This window comes from Dyadobacter diqingensis (assembly GCF_024220585.1).
GTDB lineage: Bacteria > Bacteroidota > Bacteroidia > Cytophagales > Spirosomataceae > Dyadobacter > Dyadobacter diqingensis.
Genome location: NZ_JAMXKF010000013.1, coordinates 32,494 through 52,714 on the forward strand (window position 1 = coordinate 32,494; position 20,221 = coordinate 52,714).

A 20,221-nucleotide genomic window follows, 5' to 3' on the forward strand; every position below is an offset into this window, starting at 1 on the left:
TCTGCAAACAACAAAAAAGACCGGAAGCATGTGCTCCCGGCCTTTTCAAATTCTGACACCAATTATATAAGATTATTATTACGTATTACTTGTAAATCGTGTTTTGTGGATCCCAGTTAGTCCATGTTTTGGTCCAGTCTGTGGTTCCGAATGCTCCTCTGAAAGTTTCTTTTGTAAAGAAAGCATCAGATCCTTTGCCTTCCCATGTTGCACCAGTCAACAAAGGAGAAGTAGCCTGAGGAAGGAAGCCAGGGGTGGTTAACGTAAAGTTTGCTGTGTTCAACAAAAGTGAAGCAAGGTCTTTAGTTTCATTTTTACGGGCAGCAGCATTGAAATAAGCAATTGCCTGATCGTTTGTAATCGCAGCAGCTCCGCGAACCGGGATTGTATTGTTAGCAAAAACGATACCTTTCAAATCCAAAGCACCACTCGTAGCATTTGCATAAGTACCGGTTAAAGAACCATCCAAACGAAGTCCTTCAGGATATCCAACAAGTAATGAGTTAAAAATGCTGATAGAAGTATTTCTGCGCAAGTGCATTGCCGACTGGTAAGGACCACTTCCTTTAATTTGAATAGAAGAAGGAGTTCCAGAAGTAACAAAATGACTTACGTTAGCAAAGATCGGAGCAGTCAAAGGAAGTCCCTCGTTTGGACCTGTTGCAGGCTCTCCTGAGTTAAAGTTATCAGATTCGAAACCGTTTGAACCAGACTGATCGGCATATTCAGGATCACGAAGAGAAAGTGCGTATTGTACTTTTCCTGTGAAACCCCAGTCTGTATCGAAATCATCATCAAAACCACGGTAAGCAACCAGATATTTGGCATTTACAGTTCCACCAAACCATTCGTACGAATCGTCACCGCTGTAAGAAACCTGAATGTGATCAATTGTTGTTCCTGATCCGACAGCATAAAGGGTCAAACCATTAATTTCGCTGTTGGCTGCATTACTAAGTGCAATACCACCAAACTCAATTCTTACATATTGCAAAGTTCCTGAATTGTCAGCGGCAATATTATCAGTACCCATTGTTCCTGTGATACCACCTTCCAAAGGCGTACTGCCAGGACGGTTATGAACAGACTTACCAATAAGAACTACACCACCCCAGTCACCGTAATTACGTTTTCCAGGATCGTTTGCTGATGTGAACACGATTGGTGCAGCAGCAGTACCGATGGCAATTAATTTAGCGCCTGGAAGGATAATCAAAGTTCCGCCTTTACCAGAAGCAGTCGGGTCTGCATCTTTTCCAGCTCCTTTGATAAGTGTTCCAGCTTCGATTGTCAAAGTATTTCCAGAAGTTACGTTAACAAAACCTTTGATAAGATAAATTTTATCTTTTGTCCAGGTAGTGCTTGTTGTAATGTCGCCTTTCACTTCAACTGTAACGCGGTCAGATATTGCAAAACTTGCAGTGCTTTTTGCAGTTACACCACCTGATGTTACTGTGATTACGCCAGCGGTAGCTCCGGCAGGAACGGTAACTTCAAGAGAAGTAGCCGTAGCAGCAGTTACTGTGGCAGGTGTTGTGTTGAATAAAACTGTATTATTAGCTGGTGTTGGGTCAAATTTTGTTCCTGTAATAACGATTTTAGTACCCACCGGACCGGAAGTTGGTGCAAATGATGAGACAGTTAACACAGGAGTTGGTGTAACTGCTGGCTCATCATCATTTTTACAAGCCGACACGGCCGCGAAAAGACCTAGCAGGAGGAGTAAAAAATACAGTCGATTTTTCAAAATACTCATAGCGAATTAAAGTTGGTTTGCAAATGGATGGTTAACTTATAAAATGAAAATTCTGATAAGTGCTTTTTGAAATTGCTATTTATGGTATTACAACTCTTTTACCGAAAGTGTAAGCAGCGGTAAGTGTGAAGTAGCTGCCTCTTTTGAATTTACGTACATCCTGATCGGCAGTAGCTGATTGTGATGTTACGTCGCTTCCGATTTTTCCGTCACGATTGAAATCCTGAGAGAAGCGAACGTTCTGGTTTAACAGATCCTGGATTCCCAGACGGATTTCAAGATTGTTCTTGAATTTTTTGCTGATATTCAAATCAACTACGTTACGCGGCATTTCATATACTGTTGGGTTATTCACGTTACCCACTGCGAAAATCCGCTTACCAAAGATGTTGTAAAGGACATTCCACTGCCATCCTGAATTAGGTTCAGCGTAATAGATACCCGCATTAACCAGATAAGGTGACTGATTTTGCATTGGGCGTTTTTTATCTGCGATACCTGTCAGATCATAATTTTGAGTTGCACCACTTAAATCAGGACCTTTTACTGATTCGCCAAGGTTCACACTGCTTTTGATAAAAGAAGCATTGGCAACCAACGTAAGGTTTTGGAAAAACGGACTTGTTGATTCCTGGAAGCCTTTACGCATCTCCAATTCAACTCCATAGTTCTTAGCAGAACCAGCATTGATAAAGGTATAAGCCAGACCATTTCCTGTTGGAAGAAGGAATGTTTCAATAGGATCTTTGAAGTGCTTGTAGAAAGCAGTTACCGAGATAAGCTCATTTGTCGATGGGTAAAATTCCCACTTGGCATCAAGGTTTTGAATTTTGGCTGTTTTTAGTGCAGTGTTACCACGGATATCAGCCAGCAAGTTGAAATCAAAATATGAGAAAGGAGCAATTTCACGGAACTCGGCTCTGTTCAAAGTTGAAGAGTATGCAAGGCGAAGATTTTGCTTTTCTGAAATTTTGTAAGTGAAGTTCAAGGATGGCAGCGGGATGAAAACGATGTTGTTAACCAACTCTTTCTTCTCATTCACAACGGTCGAATGAAGCTGCTGATTGTTGTATTCCCCACGGAAACCTAATGTCAGGATTGCTTTTGATCCGAAATTAACATCACCGCTTAAATAGGCTGCATAGTAATTGTTGATACCGTTGTAAGAATCCAGGTCTTTCGTACCATCTTTGATCGTTAATCCGCCATCAAGTCCTGTTACATTTTGAGGAGTGAAAATTGATCCGATACTACCTTGCAATATGTTGGAAGCATTACCAATATTGGTATATCCATAAAAACGTGCTGAATAGTCGCGGTCTTTGCGTTCTCCATAAATACCGAACCTGATCTTGTTAGGTTCACGGTCCGTAGGGTTTCCGAAAGCATGCTCACCATTTACAGCCAGTGTTAATACGCGCTCATTAAGTTTAGAATAGAAACGGCCAAGGTTAAGTGGATTTGGATCTACCGGGGCGATTGCCTGGAACGGAACCAACTGTCCGTCTGCACCTGTTGCTCCGGTCACACGCTGATAACTGATACGCTTCCAATCCGGCTCCCAACGACCCGTATATCCAAAACCTGTAATCCAGTTAAGTTTTGTCAGATCGCCTAATTTGTGGTCCCCTGAAACTTGTGTTGTAACAATGCTGCGATTTTCAAAACGTTGTGAATAGTTACGAACGTCATAGCCATCGACAACTTTTTGACCATCACGAATGACTGTTTCCGTGTTTCCCATCTGGTTGAACAAAGTCTTCCATTCTAAATTGAAAACGGGAGAGAAGCGGAAAGTCCAGTTATGAAGTAAGCCGATACGTGACTGGCGTGAATAATTAGAGTCGTTATATTTTTCAAAAAGATCGTTCGCTGTTAAACCGTTTTGGTATAGTTTAAGACCGATTTCTGAATATTGGTTTGTCAACGAATAATTGATGTTTGTGATATTACTTACATCTACGTTTCCAATCTCAAAACGTCTTCCCATGTTCAATGCGAAACGCATGTCAGGGTTGATCGTGTGATCTTTCAGCGCCCATGAATTTGGAAGCAGATTAGCATATCCGGCTCTTTCCTGAGAACTAAGTGTGTTAAAATCTGCTGAACGCTTCGGGAAACTGCTTGATAAAGTCTGATCTTTGTTCCAAAGACCAAGGAAGTTTAGGCCGCTGCGCTCATGTGTTTGAACTTTCTGGAAAGTTGTATTTCCACGGTATCCGATTGTTACAGCTGCGTCGGTGAAGTTCTGATCCGGACGACGTTTTGTGTAAATTTTGATAATACCGCCTGCGAAATCCCCTGGAGACTCAGCAGAACCGGATTTGTAAACAATCATCCGGTCGATGATATTACTTGGAACAAGGTCAAATGAAAACGAACGCGTATCAACTTCTGATGAAGGTGTGATCACATCATTGATCAAAACAGCATTGTATCGTGAACCTAAACCACGGATCATCACGAAGCGGTTATCGACAATACTTACGCCTGGAACGCGACGGATGGCTGCTGCTGCATCACGGTCCTGTGATTTTTGAATTTGCTGTGCTGAGATACCTACCGCGATAGGTTTAAGTTGCTTGATTTCGCTGATTACGGCTACTTCTGTATTGGTAGCTTTGGCGCCGCGGATTACAACCTCTTGTAGTGCAGTTCCTTCTTCATCCATTTCTGTGTCAATAACCGTGGTATTTCCGGACTCAACACGAACGTTTGGAATTTCTTTGGTTTTGTAAGAAACAAAGGAAATAATGATTTTGTGACTTCCCGCAGGAACATTTGCGATGGTAAAGCTTCCGTCTACTTCTGCGGCCGCGCCAAGCTGCGTTCCTTCAATCATGATGGTTGCACCAATAAGGGCTTCTTTTGATTTGGCGTCTTTAACAACACCACGGATCGAACCGGGACCGGCAAAGGCTGTTGATACAGCGAAGAAAAATAAACAGAGGGTAAATAGTTTGGTTTTCATATTAAGGTGTCAAATTTTCGACAGCAAAAGTAGACTCCCAATATTACCTCAGTGTTAACTCAATATTATGGCTTGGTTATTTAAGATTAGCGATTGTTGCTGTAAATCAATAAATTACAATGTGTGTGGTATTTATTCGACAAAATGTAATGCGTTTAGCAGAACAGACCGCTTTTGTCGCGCGACTGGCTCATTCGGCTATGCCGTTTCCTTTGCTTGTTTTGAAATTTTCAAGATCATAAACACAGCCGTTGATCACGGCATATTTCACAAAATTGTTTTTCTTTAATAAAAACGTACCCGGGCTTCCCAGCTCTGGCGTGCTTACCGACGGTGTTTTGCCGTTCTTTAAAAGGTGAAACGGCTGTTCATAAACGATGGACAGCGATTGTGGGTCATTTTCCGAAGAGTTGAATTTTATGTAGGTATATCCCTGCTTCATCAGGTCTTTCGCATTGAGCTTTTTCAGCTCCTGAGCGCTGGATATAGCTGTCGGGTAAACCTTGCCGTTTTCAATAACCAGCCCAGAAGCATTGATCTCTTCCGTTCCAAAAACGGTCGATAAGTCGCCGTATTCTTCAACTTTGGCTGAGTAAAAGAATCGGGTGGCGTTGGCATAGTTAACTTCATTCCGGTTCATACCCAGATCAGAAAGATAACTTTTCCCGTCCTTGTTGACCGTGACACCACGTACGATCAGGTCATACAGCGACCTCCCGTTTTCAGGAATGGCTTCGTAATTGTCTTTGTTCTCCCTCGCATAACTCCGCTCCGCAATGGCTTCGAAAGCTGTTAACAATGACATGAAATTCAGTTTCCGGATGTATTGTTTTTCCGGATCACCGGCATACCCGCCAGACTCAATCAGTATCAGGGTCGTTCCCCATTTTTGAAAATTGTCGCCAAATGCACGGGGCTCGTGGTCGTCGGCGTATCTGCCAACTTGTCCCGAAATAAATTTTTGCAGGTTGCGGTTCATTCCAACGATCAGCTGCATCGATTTCTCTCTGACGGTATTAATAGATCTTGGATAATCATAAGCCGTAGCCAGAAAGGAAACGGTTGCTTTTTTCGCTGACCGGCCAGCAGAATATCTTGGGCTTTGGTCGTGGAGATTAAAACCAAATTCCGGCTTTATCGTGTTTTGCAGTGCTTTCAGGATTTTTGCTTCCGGCGCCTGAAGAAATACGGCATCCCGGTTCAAATCAAAGCCCTGGGCGTTTCTACGCTGGTATTTTTCGGCGCCATCGGGATTGAGCATCGGAACAAAATAAATCGTGGTGCTGTCGAGAATGGTTTTTCTCAGTTCTTCAAAACCGTCGTTTTTGGCATCCAGAAAGTTGAAAATATCAAAAATCGCCATGGTTGCGGTCGGCTCGTCACCGTGCATCTGCGACCAGGCCATGATCTTGCGCGGGCCATTTCCCACTTTGATCATCGTAATACTGCGCCCTTCAAAGGATTCTGCTACTTTGGAAATTTCATAGGTTTTGTTGCTGCCTCTTCTGGTGATCAGCGGCTGAATATCTTTATGCTTAAAACGCCGGTTCGTCAGTGTCGTTTCCCTGTATTTGTCGTGCGATTTCATCAGTTTTTCTGCGAGATCGGTCGATTGGGAGAAGGTCTGAGAAGAAAGGAAAAGGCTGATAAATAGTATGGACAGATATTTCATAATGCCGTAGTTTTTTCACGCAAAGCAAAAAAGGTTTACACAAAGCATAGTAAGATTCACAATTTAAAGGATTTTATTCCACAATACCGTTATGGAAAGCAGGCTCTTCGGATGATAGGTCATATATAAATCCGTTCACCACGGCAAATTTCACTTCTCCGTTTTTAGTCAGAATAAAAGTGGCTGTGTCTTCAAAAGTGGGTGCAGCAACGGGTTCAGGCTTATTTCTCAATATATGAAGAGGAAGCTCGGAGGCTGAAACTCCTGATAACGAGGTATCGGGTTCCATTTTTATAAAGGTATAACCTTCTTTAAGCAACGCCCACGGATCCACTTTATCAAGGTCGCTTACATCCTGATAAGAAACAGCCAGAACTTTTCCTTTTTCGATGGTATACCCTGTGGCGTCAAATTCTTCGCTGCCAAAAAAGATAGAAAGATCTCCATACTCCTCGATCTTGCTGTGATAGAAAAAATTCGTGGCGTTCTCAGTGTTCACCTCGCTTCGGTCAATACCCAGATCGGCCTGAAATGTTTTTTCGTCCTGCGTTATGGTCGCATTTTTGATCAGCAGATCATAGATGTAACGGCTGTTTTCCATTAGTGCATAATAGTCTTCCCGGCCCTCCTTTACATATGAATTTTCAGCAATGGAGTATAAGCCCGACAGAATTGACATGAAATTCAGCTTCCGGATGTATTGTTTTTCAGTGTCGCCGACATAGCCGCCGGATTCGATCAGGATGAGCGTCGTTCCCCATTTTTGAATGTTATCTCCGAAAGCTCTTGGTTCAAAATCTTCGTTCCAGCGGCCAACCTGATTTGGGATATAATTTTGCAGCATCCGGTTCATTCCCGCAATCACCTGGATCGCCTTTTCACGCACCGCATTTACGTTTCTTTCCTGATCATAGGCAGTCGCCAGGAATGAAATTGTTGCCAGTTTTGATGTGCTGCCAACCGAGTAACGTGGGTTTTTATCGTGTAAATTAAAACCAAACTCAGGCTGCAATGTCTGTTGTAATGTTTTGAGAATCCTGGACTCAGGAGCCTGTAAATGCAAAGCATCACGGTTTATATCAATATTCTGGGCATTTCTTCTCTGGAAACGATGGGCGCCATCGGGATTTAACATAGGCACGAAATAGAGCGTCGTTTCTGACAAGATCAGCTTTCTGGCTTCATCAAAACCATCATTTTCTCCTTCGAGAAAATTAAGAATGTCGAAGCTGGCCATGGTAGCAGTGGCCTCATCGCCGTGCATTTGTGTCCACAGCAAAATCTTGCGCTTACCGGTACCTGTTTTTATGTAATGAATAGGCCGGCCCTCAAATGATTCTCCGATCTGTTTGATTTCATAAACGGGATTTCCCCTTCTTTGATCAATCAAATCATTTACGGAATCTTGTTTAAAGCGTCTTTTCGTCAAGGAAGCTTCCCTGAAAAGCGGATAAGAAGTATACAGATTATTTTCGAAAGCAGTTTTCAAATTCATGAATCAGGATTGGGCAAACCTGTAAAATTAAATATATCAGGCAGTTGAAAAAATATTTTGTATTGTTGAAACAAATGTAAACACATTCGGGAAAACCGGTCGTACAATTTCTTCATGTTTAATGCAGATTATTTGCAAAAATTGTTCCATTCTCTAACAAAGTTTTCTTATCTTTGCCGCATGTTAAGAGCTGAAACATATCATCATTTTCATCAAAACCATTTGGTTTCCGGGCGTCTTGGGTGATGTGTTTTTGCAAGTAGTGTTGTAATAAGGTTGAATACATAGTATCCCAGAAGCCCGATTCCGTAAACGAATCGGGCTTTGTTTTTTCTGGTGTATCAGATTTTAGCTTTATCAGTTCTCATATTTTAAAATTTTAACAGTCTTCCGGCTAAAATCTAAATCCGAAACGAATGAAAACCGTTATTATCAAGTACAATGCGGGAAATGTGCAGTCGGTGATGTATGCGCTCGACCGAATTGGCGTTGATTATTTATACACAGATGACGAAGCAGAAATACGTTCTGCGGATAAAGTGATTTTTCCGGGAGTAGGTGAAGCGAGTACCACCATGAGTTATCTGCGGGAAAAAGGACTGGACAAAATTATCCCTTCCCTGAAACAGCCGGTATTGGGCACCTGTGTCGGGATGCAGCTGATGTGTCGTTTTTCAGAAGAAAATAACACGACCTGTATGGGTATTTTTGATGTGGATGTAAAACGTTTTCCTGCCACGCCGGGAATCAAGGTGCCGCATATGGGCTGGAATAATATCACCAACTACAAGTCGGACCTGACAAAAGACCTGATCGACAACGCTTACGTTTATTTTGTTCACAGTTATGCTGCGCCAGTGTGTGAATACACGGTTGCCACCTGCGACTACATAAATCCATTTAGTGCGATGCTGCATAAAGATAATTTCCACGCAGCCCAGTTCCACTGCGAAATCAGTGGTGACGTTGGACAAAAAATATTAGAAAATTTCCTGAAACTTTAACGAACCAGGCCTGAAAGGCCGATGTATCTCAACCCGGGCCAGCGGCCTGGGGCGCCGGGATACGATACCATATGAAAACCAATATGATCCAGATAATTCCAGCCATAGACATGATCGACGGAAAGTGTGTCCGTCTGACTCAGGGAGATTACGGTAAAAAAACCATATACAATGAAAACCCTCTGGAAGTAGCCCTTGAATTCCAGGATGCAGGCTTAACCCGATTACATTTGGTAGACCTTGACGGAGCGAAAGCGAAAAAAGTCGTCAATTGGAAAGTACTTGAAAAAATAGCAACCCAAACCTCACTGCATATTGATTTTGGCGGTGGCGTGCAATCCGAAGAAGATATTCGCGTAGTGTTTGAAAGCGGAGCAAAACAGGTAACCGGAGGAAGTGTGGCAGTGAAACAACCCGCATTGTTTAAAAACTGGCTGGAAGTATATGGCGGGGATAAAATCATCTTAGGAGCTGACGCCAAAAACGAAAAAGTTGCGGTAAGTGGCTGGGAAGAAGGAACCGAACTTTGGGTTTACGATTTTGTGGAAGAATATGTAGACAAGGGTGTGAAATACACGATTAGCACCGACGTTGCCAAAGACGGACTTTTACAAGGCCCTTCTTTTGATCTTTATAAAAACTTGCAGGATAAATGTCCTGATCTGCATATCATTGCCAGCGGTGGCATCAGCGGCCTGGAAGATGTGGAAAAACTTGCTGAGATGAATATTTACGGTGTTATTATAGGCAAAGCGATCTACGAAAACCGGATCAGTCTGGCCGATTTACAACGATTTTTAGCCTAAAATTATGCTGACAAAACGCATTATACCTTGTCTGGATGTAAAAGACGGACGAACCGTTAAAGGAGTCAACTTTGTAAACCTTCGTGATGCCGGTGATGCCGTAGAACTTGGAGCGCTTTATGCGGCACAGGGAGCGGATGAACTCGTTTATCTCGATATCGCAGCGACAGTTGAAGGCCGGTCAACTTTTATTGATCTGGTTCGGCGGGTAGCACACACCATTAATATTCCTTTTACTGTCGGTGGTGGGATTTCCTCGATCGCTGATGTGTCGGCATTGTTGCATGCAGGCGCCGATAAGGTTTCTATCAACTCTTCGGCAGTGCGTAATCCGGACCTGATCAACGAACTGGCACTCGAATTTGGAAGCCAGTGCATCGTGGTTGCCATCGATACCAGATACGTGGAAACCAGCGCAGGTGTTTTTGAGCATATCGTTCATACGCACGGTGGAAGAAAACCCACTGAGCTCCGGACAATTCCCTGGGCGAAAGAAGTAGAAGAACGTGGCGCAGGCGAGCTTTTGCTGACATCGATGGATACGGACGGCACTAAAAACGGTTTTGCTCTTGAACTGACTTCGACGATTTCGGCCAATGCCAATATTCCCGTCATCGCGTCGGGAGGTGCAGGAAATATGGAGCATTTTTATGATGTGTTCACCGAAGGCAAGGCAGATGCGGGACTGGCAGCGAGTATTTTTCACTTCCGTGAAATAGATATTCCTGATTTGAAGCAATATTTACAAAATAAAGCGCTTCCGATGCGCATGACAAAATAAATTCACTGTCGTTGATGACGGCCCAAATTTTACTTACAACCTTATACAATGAGTAACGAACTTTCAACCATAGATTTTACCAAGTCGTCCGACGGACTCGTGCCGACTGTTGTCCAGGATGCCAATACCTCCGTTGTCCTGATGCTGGGGTACATGAACAAAGAGGCTTTTGAAAAAACACAGGCAGAAGGTAAAGTAACCTTTTTCAGCCGCAGCAAGCAACGTCTCTGGACGAAAGGCGAGACATCGGATAATTTTCTATTCGTAAAGGAAATACTGGCTGATTGTGACGGAGATACCATCCTGATCAAAGCTGAACCTGCAGGACCAACCTGCCATACCGGCGATGATACCTGTTTTGGGGAAAAAAATAACCGCAATACCCGGATCGGGGAAGCTGCGTTCCTTAATTATCTTCAGAAAGACATTATCCGCGACCGAAAACTTAATCCTTCCGACGACTCTTACACAAGCAGTTTGTTTAAAAGAGGTGTGAATAAAATTGCACAGAAAGTAGGGGAAGAAGCCGTTGAGGTTGTTATTGAAGCAAAAGATAACGACGACGGGCTCTTTAAAGGAGAAGTGAGCGACTTGCTTTTTCACCTTCTGGTGCTTTTGGAACAAAAAAACATTGACTTAGACGAGGTAATTAGCGTACTTCGTAGCCGTCACTCATAAAAACCAAAGCCATATGAATTTATTAATACGCCTTCTAATCAGTACATTGGCAATTGTTGTTGCGTCCAAGGTCGTTCCGGGAGTTTTCGTGGATAGCTGGACTACCGCCGCAGTCGTTGCCATTGTTTTGGGGATTCTCAATACATTTCTTAAGCCGGTGCTTCAAATTCTTGCACTGCCCATCACCATTCTGACGCTTGGGATTTTCTATTTTGTAATCAACGTATTCATTATTTATCTGGCTACTTATCTTGTTGACGGTTTCGCCGTGAGCGGATTTATATCAGCCCTTATTTTTGGTTTAGTAGTTTCAGTAGTTTCTGCCGTCCTTGGTATGTTTTTAGATTAGTATTTTGTTTTAATACTAATTTCAGATCAAACCACATGCATTGCAAACTACACGCCTATGTTTAGCCAACTTGAAGAAATTAAGGATACTCTTTTTAAATATTTCGAAACACGGATAGATCTGTTTAAAATTGAGACAAGAGATAAAATAGAACGCATGGTTGTAATGGCCGTGTACGCTTTGCTCGTGCTGAGCGTCGGCCTTGTCGTTTTTATCCTGATCGTCATTTTACTGGGGACTTTTTTGAACAAATGGCTGAAAAGCGATTATCTGGGTTACCTGATATTATTGGGTATTTTTATAATCAAGTTAATCCTGACAATCAGTTTCAGAAAACAACTGGTAGGTTTTATTCGTAATATAATCATTCGTTTTGTTCAGATAAAAGAGGATTAAGCCAGGGAAGGTTACCCGCGGAAAAGATAGTTTCCCCGGGAATTACTATTTTTGGGTATCTTGATGGTTACTTGTGAACAATACTTTAATATAGATTAATGATATGAGTAGTTCTCCGATAGATTTATCTGTAAAGTTGTCTAAACCATTCTCATCCGATACGGATGCTGAAAAAGAAGATTTGCTGAAGGAGGCACATCTTTATCGTGACAAGCTTGAACTGCAATGGGACGACCTTAAAAAGGATGCAACCGACTACGGCAAGCAGGCTTTGATCATTGGCGGTGTGATCGCAACCACTTATCTGGTGATGGAAGCGGTGCTTCCGGATGCCAAAAAGAAAGAAAAAGGAATAATTGAGCCTGAAAAGCCGGAGGTGCAACGTGCAGTTCGCGAAAAGAAAAGTAATTTTGCGATAGGCGAAGTCGTGCAGAGCTTAGTATGGACATTGGCAGTGGGATGGGCGCGCCAAAAGCTAAAGAATTTTATTGCAGATGATCAAGAAGCGGATGAAAATATCGAATCATAAAATAGCAGACCTACTTACAGCCAGAAAAGAAGAGAAAAGGAAATCTTTCGCTGTCTTACTGGATCCTGATAAAGTGGACTTTAATACTTTTCCGGAGTTTCTCAGCCGGGCAGTTGAAAATGAGGTTGACTTTTTTTTCGTAGGTGGCAGCCTGATTACAAACTATGCCATTGATCAGCTGATATCAGCTATTCAGGAACAAACCAATATTCCAACGATACTTTTTCCGGGAAACAGTCTGCATATTGACCCTTCTGCGGACGCCATTTTATTATTGTCTCTCATTTCGGGAAGAAACCCTGATTTTCTGATCGGCCAGCATGTGATTGCTGCGCCCATGTTAAAGAAAAGTGGTATTGAAGTGTTGCCAACGGGGTATATGCTCGTTGAAAGCGGTAAACTTACTACGGTATCCTACATCAGCAATACCACCCCGATTCCCCACGATAAAGCCGCTATTGCCGCTTGTACAGCAATGGCCGGTGAAATGTTAGGTCTTCGAAATATATTTCTGGATGCAGGAAGCGGTGCGCAAATACCCGTTTCAGCAGAAATGATCGCGGCTGTTCGCGCAGCCGTTGATACCCCGATTATTGTAGGCGGAGGTATTGATTCGAGTGAGAAAGCCTTGCTTGCTATGCAGGCCGGTGCGGATGTGATCGTAGTAGGTAATGGAATAGAACAAAACCAAAATCTGCTTCCCGAGGTTGCAGCCTCTGTAAAAATGTTTAACCTCCAATTGGAAAAGGTTTACTAGACTTAGGGGATAATATATTGTACTAAAGAAAGGGGTTTCATTATTTTCTAAGGAAATTTTAAGTTCTTGGAAAAATACAATCCAAAATGTTGGGATAATTGAAACTTATCATGCTATCTTTGTAGCGAACCTTAATTACACCCAAGAAATGAAAAAATTCGTAGCATTTGCGTTTGTTGCCGGAATGGTAGCTTTCGCTTCTTGTACAAGCAAGCCAAAAGAAGAAGCAGCTGATTCTACTGCTGTAACTGTTGAGACTCCAATCGTTGATACTGTTGCTGTTGATTCTGTTGCAACAGATTCAGTTAAAGCTGATTCAGTGAAATAATCATTGAGCTCTTGTTGAAAATTACTGAAAAGCCTTATTTATAAGGCTTTTCTTTTTTTATTTAGGGTATGGAAAAGAAAATATCCCTGGAAGACTACGTTCCTGAGCTGGCATACGCGTATTGCGATCAACTGCACAAAACTTATAAATTTGATTTTTTCCTTTCGCGCCCACGGAATACCCGTCTGGGCGATTTTACTATAAAACCGGGGTTTGTTCCGCGGATCACGGTAAACAGGAATCTTAATCCCTATAACTTTCTGATTACCTACCTGCACGAGGTGGCCCATTGCGTGGTGTACACGCAGACAAAAAACAGATTAAGAAAGCGGGTTGCGCCGCATGGAGTAGAATGGAAAAGAGAATTTGGCATTTTGCTGGCACCGGTAATGAATGAACAGATTTTTCCTGAGGACATTCTGATACCTCTTTTGAAGTACGCAAAAAATCCGAAAGCATCCACCAGCGGTGACCAGATCCTGTATAATGCAATCAAGAAATACGATGACCAATCGTTAAATGCTAATAAAGTTGCCCTGGTCCATCTAATGGAAGGCAGCAATTTCGTTTTCCATAACAGACAGTTTGTTAGAGGTACTTTAAGGCGTACACGTGTTCTTTGTACGGATAAAATCTCGCAGCGTCGTTATACTATCCCTGCTCATGCACTGGTTGAAGCGTGTTAAAAATGTAAAATTTTTATTCTATCCGGTATTCTTACGCTGGATTTTTCTCTTGTTGCCCCTGTCATCATGGGGCCAGGAATCTTCGGTATTGGCCTCCGGAAACTGGCTGAAACTTGGCGTGATACAAAGCGGGGTCCATAAAATAGACGCTGCGCTGCTAAAAGAAATGGGCGTTGATATCGCTTCAATAACTCCGTCACAGATAAAAATATATGGAAACGGTGGCGCCATGCTGCCGCAAAACCTGGGTGCCGGCCGCACGAGAGATCTTAAGCAAAACGCCATTATGGTAAGAGGGGAAGAGGATGGCCGTTTCGATAACGGAGACGCCATTTATTTCTATGCTGATGGCCCGCATCAGATTAGTTATGATTCTCTTAAAGCTAGCTTTTTTCATCAGATCAATTTTTACACAGATACCAGTTATTATTTCCTGCGCCTGGCAGGTGATAAGGGTTTGAGAATTGGTAATAAGGCAAGCCTGAATCCTTCCGAAACGGTTATCAATCAATTTGATGACTACTGGTTTCACGAGCAGGAATCCGTTAATTTATTAAGGTCGGGGCGTGACTGGTGGGGAGAATACATTGGCAACGCCGGTGTATTTAATGTACAGGCTGCAATCTCCGATGTTGTGCCCTCTTCTGACATCATTTTGCGTACTTCTGCAATTGGTTCGGCCCAGGTTCCAACCAGTTTTCAATGGCAGCTGAACGGGCAGGCGGCCGGTAATGCATCCATTGGCGTTGTCGGTGCAGGGCAATATGATGTAAAGGCTCGGAAATCGGAAAGTAGATTTGTCCTGAAAGCAGCGGGGAGTCCTCCAACTGTTTATACGGTCGGTGTGAGTTATAATAAAAATGGCCAGAGTTCGGCGCAGGCATATCTGGATTATGCAGGATTACAAACCAGACGAAATCTTAAAGCATTTGATAAACAGCAGATTTACAGATTTGCACCGGGAACAACAGATATTACAACTTTTCAACTGCAAAATGTCCCGGCAGACTGGCTCTGGTGGAATATTTCTGATCCTGCCGGAATCACTGCGGCGTCATTAAAAACCAGTGGAAATAATACTTATAACTTTACGGATAATCGTGGAAAGTCGCTAAGGCAGTACATCGGTTTTACTCCTGCACAGGCAATTGCTCCGGTTTCCTGGCAAAAGGTATCCAATCAGAATTTGCAAAAATCGACTACGCCGGATCTGTTAATCGTGACGGCAAGTCCTTATGAAGCGCAAGCCAAAAGATTGGCGGCTTTTCGGGAGGAGCATGATAACCTGGAAACTTTAATTGTAACAGCAAACCAGATATACAACGAATTCTCGGGCGGAAAACCCGACGTTTCGGCAGTCCGTGATTTTGTCAGACAGTTGTCTCAGAATAATCCGGGGAAATTAAAATACCTGCTGTTGTTTGGGGACGCGACCTACGATTACAGGAATCTTTTGCAAAGTCAGTCACTCAGTCAAAGAAATAGCTGGGTTCCTGTGTATGAAAGCAGGGAGTCTCTCGATCCGGTTTATACCTATTCCTCGGATGATTATTTCGGATTTCTTGAAGATGGGGAAGGGGAATGGATTGAAAATGCCGCGGGAGATTATTCCATGGAAATCGGGGTGGGACGGCTTCCCGTTAAATCGGTTTCAGATGCGCAGATTATTGTAGACAAGCTGATTCATTATGCTTCCTCTCCCAAATCCCGTGGACGCTGGCAAAATACGATCAGTTTTGTTGCTGATGATGGTGACGGAACGGTACACCAGGAACATGCAGACTCATTGGCAAGAATAACACAAACGGAATTTTTGTCCAGCCGGATATTTGTCGACGCATATCAGCAGACAACAACCAGTCTGGGGCAGAAAGCACCCGCGGTGAATGCTGCCATTAAAAAAAGCATCAACGACGGGACACTGATTTTGAATTATACCGGTCACGGAGGAACGAGCGGCTGGGCGGAAGAACAAATTCTTACATTAACGGAAATGCAGACGGCCCGGGGTTACAATAACCTTCCGCTGCTGATTACTGCAACCTGCGATTTCGGGCGATATGATGATCCGGGACTTGTATCCGGTGCCGAACTGATGGTTTTAAGTCCGCGCGGCGCGGCTATTGGTGCCGTCAGTACCACAAGGCCGGTTTATTCCAGTACGAATTTTGCAATCAACAAGGCATTTTATGAGTCGCTGATCCAGCTGGGGAAAGATGCAAAAATGGGTGATGTGTTCCGTCTGACAAAAAATAAAAGTCTGGCGGGCAGCCTTAACCGGAATTTTACATTTCTCGGAGATCCTTCGATGCGGCTGGCGCGGGCAGAAAAAGAGGTGAGATGGCGTATCAGGCCCGACACGTTGCGTGCTTTACAAAGAGTGAGCCTGTTTGGCGAAGTTTTGGACGGAGGCAATGCTGATAAACAATTTCAGGGGACAGGCAGGATTACGATTTATGACAAACAGACCACTTTTCGTACACTGGGAAATGAGGGAACAATCCAGACTTATAATGAATTTAGAAATAAACTTTTTGACGGCATTGTACAGGTGAAGGATGGGCAGTTTACCTGTGAGTTTGTAATGCCCAAGGATATTGATTACCGGACCGGATTGGGGCGTGCCAGTGTATATGTTTTAAGCCAGGACAGTTTATCGGACGCTTCCGGGCAATTGAATGTACTGGTCGGCGGGAGCGCAACGCCTGCGGAAGACAAAATCCCGCCAAAAATCACAGCCTATCTTAATACCCCTGATTTCAGAGATGGAGATAAAGTTGACGGTTCTTCGGTTTTATTTTTAAATTTAAGTGACGAAAATGGTATTAACGTGTCCAAATCCGGAATTGGTCATGATATAACGCTGACACTGAACGATACGCTGACGATTGTTTTAAACGATTATTACACCGCCGAGACTGACTATCGGAAGGGAGTTGTAGCTTATCCGTTTGAAAATTTACCTGCCGGAAACTATGTAGCACGTATTAAAGTATGGGATACGTATACTAACTCCTCGGAAATATCGTTCGGATTTCAAGTAGGTTTGCCTACGGGCATAAAGCTTGGCAGCTTGACTGTTTTTCCAAACCCTTTTGATCAGGACCTTTCGTTTGAAGTGAATCATAACAGAGCCGATGATGATGTGGAAATTGTTTTTAGTATATTGCTGAGCTCCGGACAAAAATTGGGTACTTTTCAGTGGCAATATTATAATAGTCAGTCTATTATCAGGGAAACAATTCCACCAATACGTTTGAGCGGATTCACTTCCGGAGTTAATTCATATTTATATGTGATGAAAATTCGTTCACTAAAAGACAATTCTGTTGATACACGCTCGGGGAAACTTCTGCGTTTGCGTTAACGAATAATAAATCTTGTAATTTTATTATAGTATTAAATATCTTTCATTGTATTTTTGACCCTTTAAAAGAAGTCGACTAACACCACTTCCTATCGCAAATCCAATAAATATGAGACTATTTTTTGTAAGTTTATCTTCATTATTCATTTTGTCAACGAGTAGTTTGTTTGCTCAATCCACGGCATTAGACACTATCCGCAGAATACCAAGTTCCCCTCTATCTTTCTTGACTTTTGCACCTGATGCACGTAGTGCAGGTATGGGTGAAGCGGGTGTTGCGCTAAGCCCCGATGCTAACTCAACGTATTGGAATGCGGCAAAACTTCCTTATAACCAAAAGGATTTTGGAGTTTCGGCTTCCTACACGCCATGGTTACGTAATTTGGTTGACGATATGTGGTTAGGTTATCTTACTGCTTACAAGAAAATTGGTAAAGGGCAGGCAGTTGCTGCTTCTATTAACTTTTTCAATAACGGAGAGTTGGATTTGCGTGATGCGGTAGGAACACATACAGGATTTTTCAATTCAAGAGAACTGGCGATCAGCGGTACCTATTCTCAACAACTTGGTAAAAATTTCTCGATGGGTTTGACGCTTAAATATGTTTCGTCTAACCTGGCCGGAAATGCCGTTATCAACAACGTATCACTTAAGCCAGCGCGTACAGTAGCCGGTGACATCAGTGCGTTTTATAGAAAGCAGGTTAAAAATGAAGATACAGGCAGCGAGCTTACCTGGTCTCTTGGTGCTGTTTTATCTAACCTTGGAGGTAAGATCAATTACGGTTCTAATACGGATACGGAAAGCTTCATTCCAACGAATTTGAAATTGGGTGGTGGTCTTTCTTTTACTGCTGACGGAAGAAACCGTTTCAACTTTATTGTTGATGCAAGCAAACTGATGGTGCCAACGCCAGGTGCAACGGCGGCGGCTCAGCAAAAGATCAATGGTTATGGTTCTTTGAAAGGTGCATTTGGCTCTTTCTCTGATGCACCGGATGGTTTCAAAGAAGAAATTCAGGAAGTGGCTATCGCAGTGGGTGCTGAATACTGGTACAATGATATCTTCGCACTTCGTGCCGGATATTTTGGAGAAAACAAAAACAAAGGCGACCGCAGATTTTTCACAGCCGGTGTAGGTGCCAAGTTCCTGGAACGTTACAATGTTGACTTTGCCTACATGTTCCCAACAACACAGGGAAGTCCATTGGCACAAACATTACGTATCACACTTGGTTTGAGCCTGAACAAAGCAGAAAAACTTGATGTTGGCGATACTGAAAACTAATCGTTTCAATAATATAATTTAATGAAAAGCGAATGATGTTTGTAAGAACATCATTCGCTTTTTTATCAATATGACTATGACACTCGACCGTACGGAAGCACCAGCTTATAAGATCATTAATACCATTCATTTGCCGGAACCCACCTCTACTACTTTGGATAACGGGATTCCGCTACATGTAATCAACATCGGCGAACAGCCTGTGGTTAGGTTTGAATGTATTTTTGAATCGGGTAACTGGCATGAAAAACATACAGGTGCGTCCTTTTTTGCTGTGAAGATGCTTCCCGAAGGGACAACATCGTTAACTTCTTCGGAAATCAGTGAGGCGTTTGACAAGGTCGGTGCTTTTATCGATATGTCGCATTCGTCGGATCGTTCGGGAATTGTCGTGTATTGCCTATCGAGATTTTTGCCGGAAGTATTAACGCTGGTAAAAGACCTGCTGGAAGATCCTGCTTTTCCTGAAAAAGAGCTGGACGAATTAAGGAATATCACCCTGCAAAACCTTAGGGTCAATAAAGAGAAAACGGCTTATCTGGCGACAACCGAATTTCGCAGACAGCTTTTTGGAAGTGATCATCCCTATGGTCAAAGCCAGGAAGAAAAGAATATCCAGGAACTTCCTCTGGCTGAAATCCGCGCGCATTTTGAGCAGCACATAAAAAACGGTCAACGGAAAATTATTCTTGCAGGTCAGATCAGTGACACGGACGTCAGTCTTGTTAATGACTATTTTGGACAAGGAAATTACGGCCGGGAGCTTGATGAAATTACCCGTGTGGTTAACACAGACTATCTGGGTAAGGAAGTAATCGTAGAGAAAGCGGATAGCGTGCAGTCGACAATCCGGATCGGCAGAAGGTTATTTACGAGACAACATCCTGATTATTTCAAGATGCTGGTGACGAATGAGATTCTTGGAGGTTATTTTGGATCACGGCTCATGAAAAATATTCGTGAAGAGAAGGGGCTAACCTATGGTATTTCTTCGCATATGGTTACGCTTGGCCGTGAAGGCTATTTCATGATCGGAACAGATGTGAAAAAGGAATTTACACAACAGACGATCGATGAGATCAAAAAGGAAATTCACCGTCTGCAAACCGAGCTTGTGGAAGATGATGAACTTCAGACGGTCAAGAATTTTATGGCCGGGGAATTTGCAGGTTCATTGAACACGGCTTTTGAGGTTGCAGACCGCCAGAAAATATTATTACTGGATCAGTTGCCGGCGGACTTTTTTAGTCGTTATATCGATCAGATACATGCAACCACATCGGAGGATATCCGGTTAATGGCGGCAACTTACCTGAATCCTGAGGAAATGGTTGAAGTGGTAGTAGGAGGCAAATAAT

Annotated in this window: 17 protein-coding genes; 13 read left to right on the forward strand and 4 right to left on the reverse strand. The window is 43.0% G+C overall.

Translation table 11 applies throughout. The features are described from left to right. Positions 1–85 precede the first annotated feature (85 nt). The 4 genes from M1L62_RS26585 to M1L62_RS26600 form a co-directional block, all read right to left on the reverse strand. Positions 86–1,756, reverse strand: a complete 1,671-nt coding sequence (locus M1L62_RS26585) for an IPT/TIG domain-containing protein (protein ID WP_254562693.1) — start codon at positions 1,754–1,756, stop codon at positions 86–88. A 79-nt stretch (positions 1,757–1,835) separates the two neighbouring features. Continuing rightward, entirely contained in the window at positions 1,836–4,727 is a 2,892-nt protein-coding gene (locus M1L62_RS26590) for a TonB-dependent receptor (RefSeq protein ID WP_254562694.1), read from the reverse strand. A 190-nt stretch (positions 4,728–4,917) separates the two neighbouring features. Next, positions 4,918–6,399: a M14 family zinc carboxypeptidase gene (locus M1L62_RS26595; RefSeq protein ID WP_254562695.1), complete on the reverse strand. Its 1,482-nt coding sequence runs from the start codon at positions 6,397–6,399 to the stop codon at positions 4,918–4,920. Positions 6,400–6,472: 73 nt separating this feature from the next. Next, positions 6,473–7,894, reverse strand: a complete 1,422-nt coding sequence (locus tag M1L62_RS26600) for a M14 family zinc carboxypeptidase (RefSeq protein ID WP_254562696.1) — start codon at positions 7,892–7,894, stop codon at positions 6,473–6,475. Between the two features lie 416 nt (positions 7,895–8,310). On the opposite strand from M1L62_RS26600, the gene hisH reads away from it, so the two are divergent. The 13 genes from hisH to M1L62_RS26665 all read left to right on the forward strand — a co-directional run bounded on the left by hisH (position 8,311) and on the right by M1L62_RS26665 (position 20,220). Next, positions 8,311–8,898, forward strand: a complete 588-nt coding sequence (gene hisH / locus M1L62_RS26605) for an imidazole glycerol phosphate synthase subunit HisH (protein WP_254562697.1) — start codon at positions 8,311–8,313, stop codon at positions 8,896–8,898. 83 nt (positions 8,899–8,981) lie between these two features. After that, positions 8,982–9,704, forward strand: coding sequence for a 1-(5-phosphoribosyl)-5-[(5-phosphoribosylamino)methylideneamino]imidazole-4-carboxamide isomerase (gene hisA, locus M1L62_RS26610; protein WP_254562698.1), 723 nt, complete (start codon positions 8,982–8,984; stop codon positions 9,702–9,704). A gap of 4 nt (positions 9,705–9,708) precedes the next feature. Further along, positions 9,709–10,485 (forward strand): imidazole glycerol phosphate synthase subunit HisF, encoded by a 777-nt coding sequence (hisF, locus tag M1L62_RS26615; protein WP_254562699.1) that lies wholly within the window; start codon positions 9,709–9,711, stop codon positions 10,483–10,485. A 48-nt stretch (positions 10,486–10,533) separates the two neighbouring features. Next, positions 10,534–11,163 carry a bifunctional phosphoribosyl-AMP cyclohydrolase/phosphoribosyl-ATP diphosphatase HisIE gene (gene hisIE / locus M1L62_RS26620; RefSeq protein ID WP_254562700.1) on the forward strand — a complete coding sequence of 210 codons (630 nt, stop codon included), beginning with the start codon at positions 10,534–10,536 and terminating at the stop codon, positions 11,161–11,163. A 13-nt stretch (positions 11,164–11,176) separates the two neighbouring features. After that, a complete protein-coding gene (locus M1L62_RS26625; RefSeq protein ID WP_254562701.1) occupies positions 11,177–11,512 on the forward strand; it encodes a phage holin family protein in 336 nt (111 codons plus the stop codon). 57 nt (positions 11,513–11,569) lie between these two features. Next, positions 11,570–11,908 (forward strand): phage holin family protein, encoded by a 339-nt coding sequence (locus tag M1L62_RS26630; RefSeq protein ID WP_254562702.1) that lies wholly within the window; start codon positions 11,570–11,572, stop codon positions 11,906–11,908. A 103-nt stretch (positions 11,909–12,011) separates the two neighbouring features. Beyond that, positions 12,012–12,437, forward strand: a complete 426-nt coding sequence (locus M1L62_RS26635; protein ID WP_254562703.1) for a hypothetical protein — start codon at positions 12,012–12,014, stop codon at positions 12,435–12,437. Next, on the forward strand, positions 12,418–13,194 hold the full coding sequence (locus tag M1L62_RS26640) for a phosphoglycerol geranylgeranyltransferase (RefSeq protein ID WP_254562704.1): 777 nt from the start codon (positions 12,418–12,420) through the stop codon (positions 13,192–13,194). The genes M1L62_RS26635 and M1L62_RS26640 overlap by 20 nt, the downstream gene beginning before the upstream one ends. A gap of 148 nt (positions 13,195–13,342) precedes the next feature. Further along, positions 13,343–13,522 (forward strand): PG1828 family lipoprotein, encoded by a 180-nt coding sequence (locus M1L62_RS26645; RefSeq protein ID WP_254562705.1) that lies wholly within the window; start codon positions 13,343–13,345, stop codon positions 13,520–13,522. 68 nt (positions 13,523–13,590) lie between these two features. Further along, positions 13,591–14,208 (forward strand): hypothetical protein, encoded by a 618-nt coding sequence (locus M1L62_RS26650; RefSeq protein WP_254562706.1) that lies wholly within the window; start codon positions 13,591–13,593, stop codon positions 14,206–14,208. After that, the gene (porU, locus tag M1L62_RS26655; RefSeq protein ID WP_254562707.1) at positions 14,186–17,575 is read left to right on the forward strand and encodes a type IX secretion system sortase PorU; all 3,390 of its coding nucleotides are present in this window, start codon (positions 14,186–14,188) and stop codon (positions 17,573–17,575) included. Before M1L62_RS26650 ends, porU begins: the two co-directional genes overlap by 23 nt. A gap of 109 nt (positions 17,576–17,684) precedes the next feature. Beyond that, a complete protein-coding gene (gene porV / locus M1L62_RS26660) occupies positions 17,685–18,863 on the forward strand; it encodes a type IX secretion system outer membrane channel protein PorV (protein WP_256527777.1) in 1,179 nt (392 codons plus the stop codon). A gap of 76 nt (positions 18,864–18,939) precedes the next feature. After that, on the forward strand, positions 18,940–20,220 hold the full coding sequence (locus M1L62_RS26665) for a M16 family metallopeptidase (RefSeq protein ID WP_254562709.1): 1,281 nt from the start codon (positions 18,940–18,942) through the stop codon (positions 20,218–20,220). The last annotated feature ends 1 nt before the right edge of the window (position 20,221 follow it).

What these genes read in the sequence shown, in the direction of transcription:
- M1L62_RS26585 (WP_254562693.1), bottom strand. Translation starts at nt 1,756, where the DNA reads ATGAGTATTTTGAAAAATCGACTGTATTTTTTACTCCTCCTGCTAGGT.
- M1L62_RS26590 (WP_254562694.1), bottom strand. Translation starts at nt 4,727, where the DNA reads ATGAAAACCAAACTATTTACCCTCTGTTTATTTTTCTTCGCTGTATCA.
- M1L62_RS26595 (WP_254562695.1), bottom strand. Translation starts at nt 6,399, where the DNA reads ATGAAATATCTGTCCATACTATTTATCAGCCTTTTCCTTTCTTCTCAG.
- M1L62_RS26600 (WP_254562696.1), bottom strand. Translation starts at nt 7,894, where the DNA reads ATGAATTTGAAAACTGCTTTCGAAAATAATCTGTATACTTCTTATCCG.
- hisH (WP_254562697.1), top strand. Translation starts at nt 8,311, where the DNA reads ATGAAAACCGTTATTATCAAGTACAATGCGGGAAATGTGCAGTCGGTG.
- hisA (WP_254562698.1), top strand. Translation starts at nt 8,982, where the DNA reads ATGATCCAGATAATTCCAGCCATAGACATGATCGACGGAAAGTGTGTC.
- hisF (WP_254562699.1), top strand. Translation starts at nt 9,709, where the DNA reads ATGCTGACAAAACGCATTATACCTTGTCTGGATGTAAAAGACGGACGA.
- hisIE (WP_254562700.1), top strand. Translation starts at nt 10,534, where the DNA reads ATGAGTAACGAACTTTCAACCATAGATTTTACCAAGTCGTCCGACGGA.
- M1L62_RS26625 (WP_254562701.1), top strand. Translation starts at nt 11,177, where the DNA reads ATGAATTTATTAATACGCCTTCTAATCAGTACATTGGCAATTGTTGTT.
- M1L62_RS26630 (WP_254562702.1), top strand. Translation starts at nt 11,570, where the DNA reads ATGTTTAGCCAACTTGAAGAAATTAAGGATACTCTTTTTAAATATTTC.
- M1L62_RS26635 (WP_254562703.1), top strand. Translation starts at nt 12,012, where the DNA reads ATGAGTAGTTCTCCGATAGATTTATCTGTAAAGTTGTCTAAACCATTC.
- M1L62_RS26640 (WP_254562704.1), top strand. Translation starts at nt 12,418, where the DNA reads ATGAAAATATCGAATCATAAAATAGCAGACCTACTTACAGCCAGAAAA.
- M1L62_RS26645 (WP_254562705.1), top strand. Translation starts at nt 13,343, where the DNA reads ATGAAAAAATTCGTAGCATTTGCGTTTGTTGCCGGAATGGTAGCTTTC.
- M1L62_RS26650 (WP_254562706.1), top strand. Translation starts at nt 13,591, where the DNA reads ATGGAAAAGAAAATATCCCTGGAAGACTACGTTCCTGAGCTGGCATAC.
- porU (WP_254562707.1), top strand. Translation starts at nt 14,186, where the DNA reads ATGCACTGGTTGAAGCGTGTTAAAAATGTAAAATTTTTATTCTATCCG.
- porV (WP_256527777.1), top strand. Translation starts at nt 17,685, where the DNA reads ATGAGACTATTTTTTGTAAGTTTATCTTCATTATTCATTTTGTCAACG.
- M1L62_RS26665 (WP_254562709.1), top strand. Translation starts at nt 18,940, where the DNA reads ATGACACTCGACCGTACGGAAGCACCAGCTTATAAGATCATTAATACC.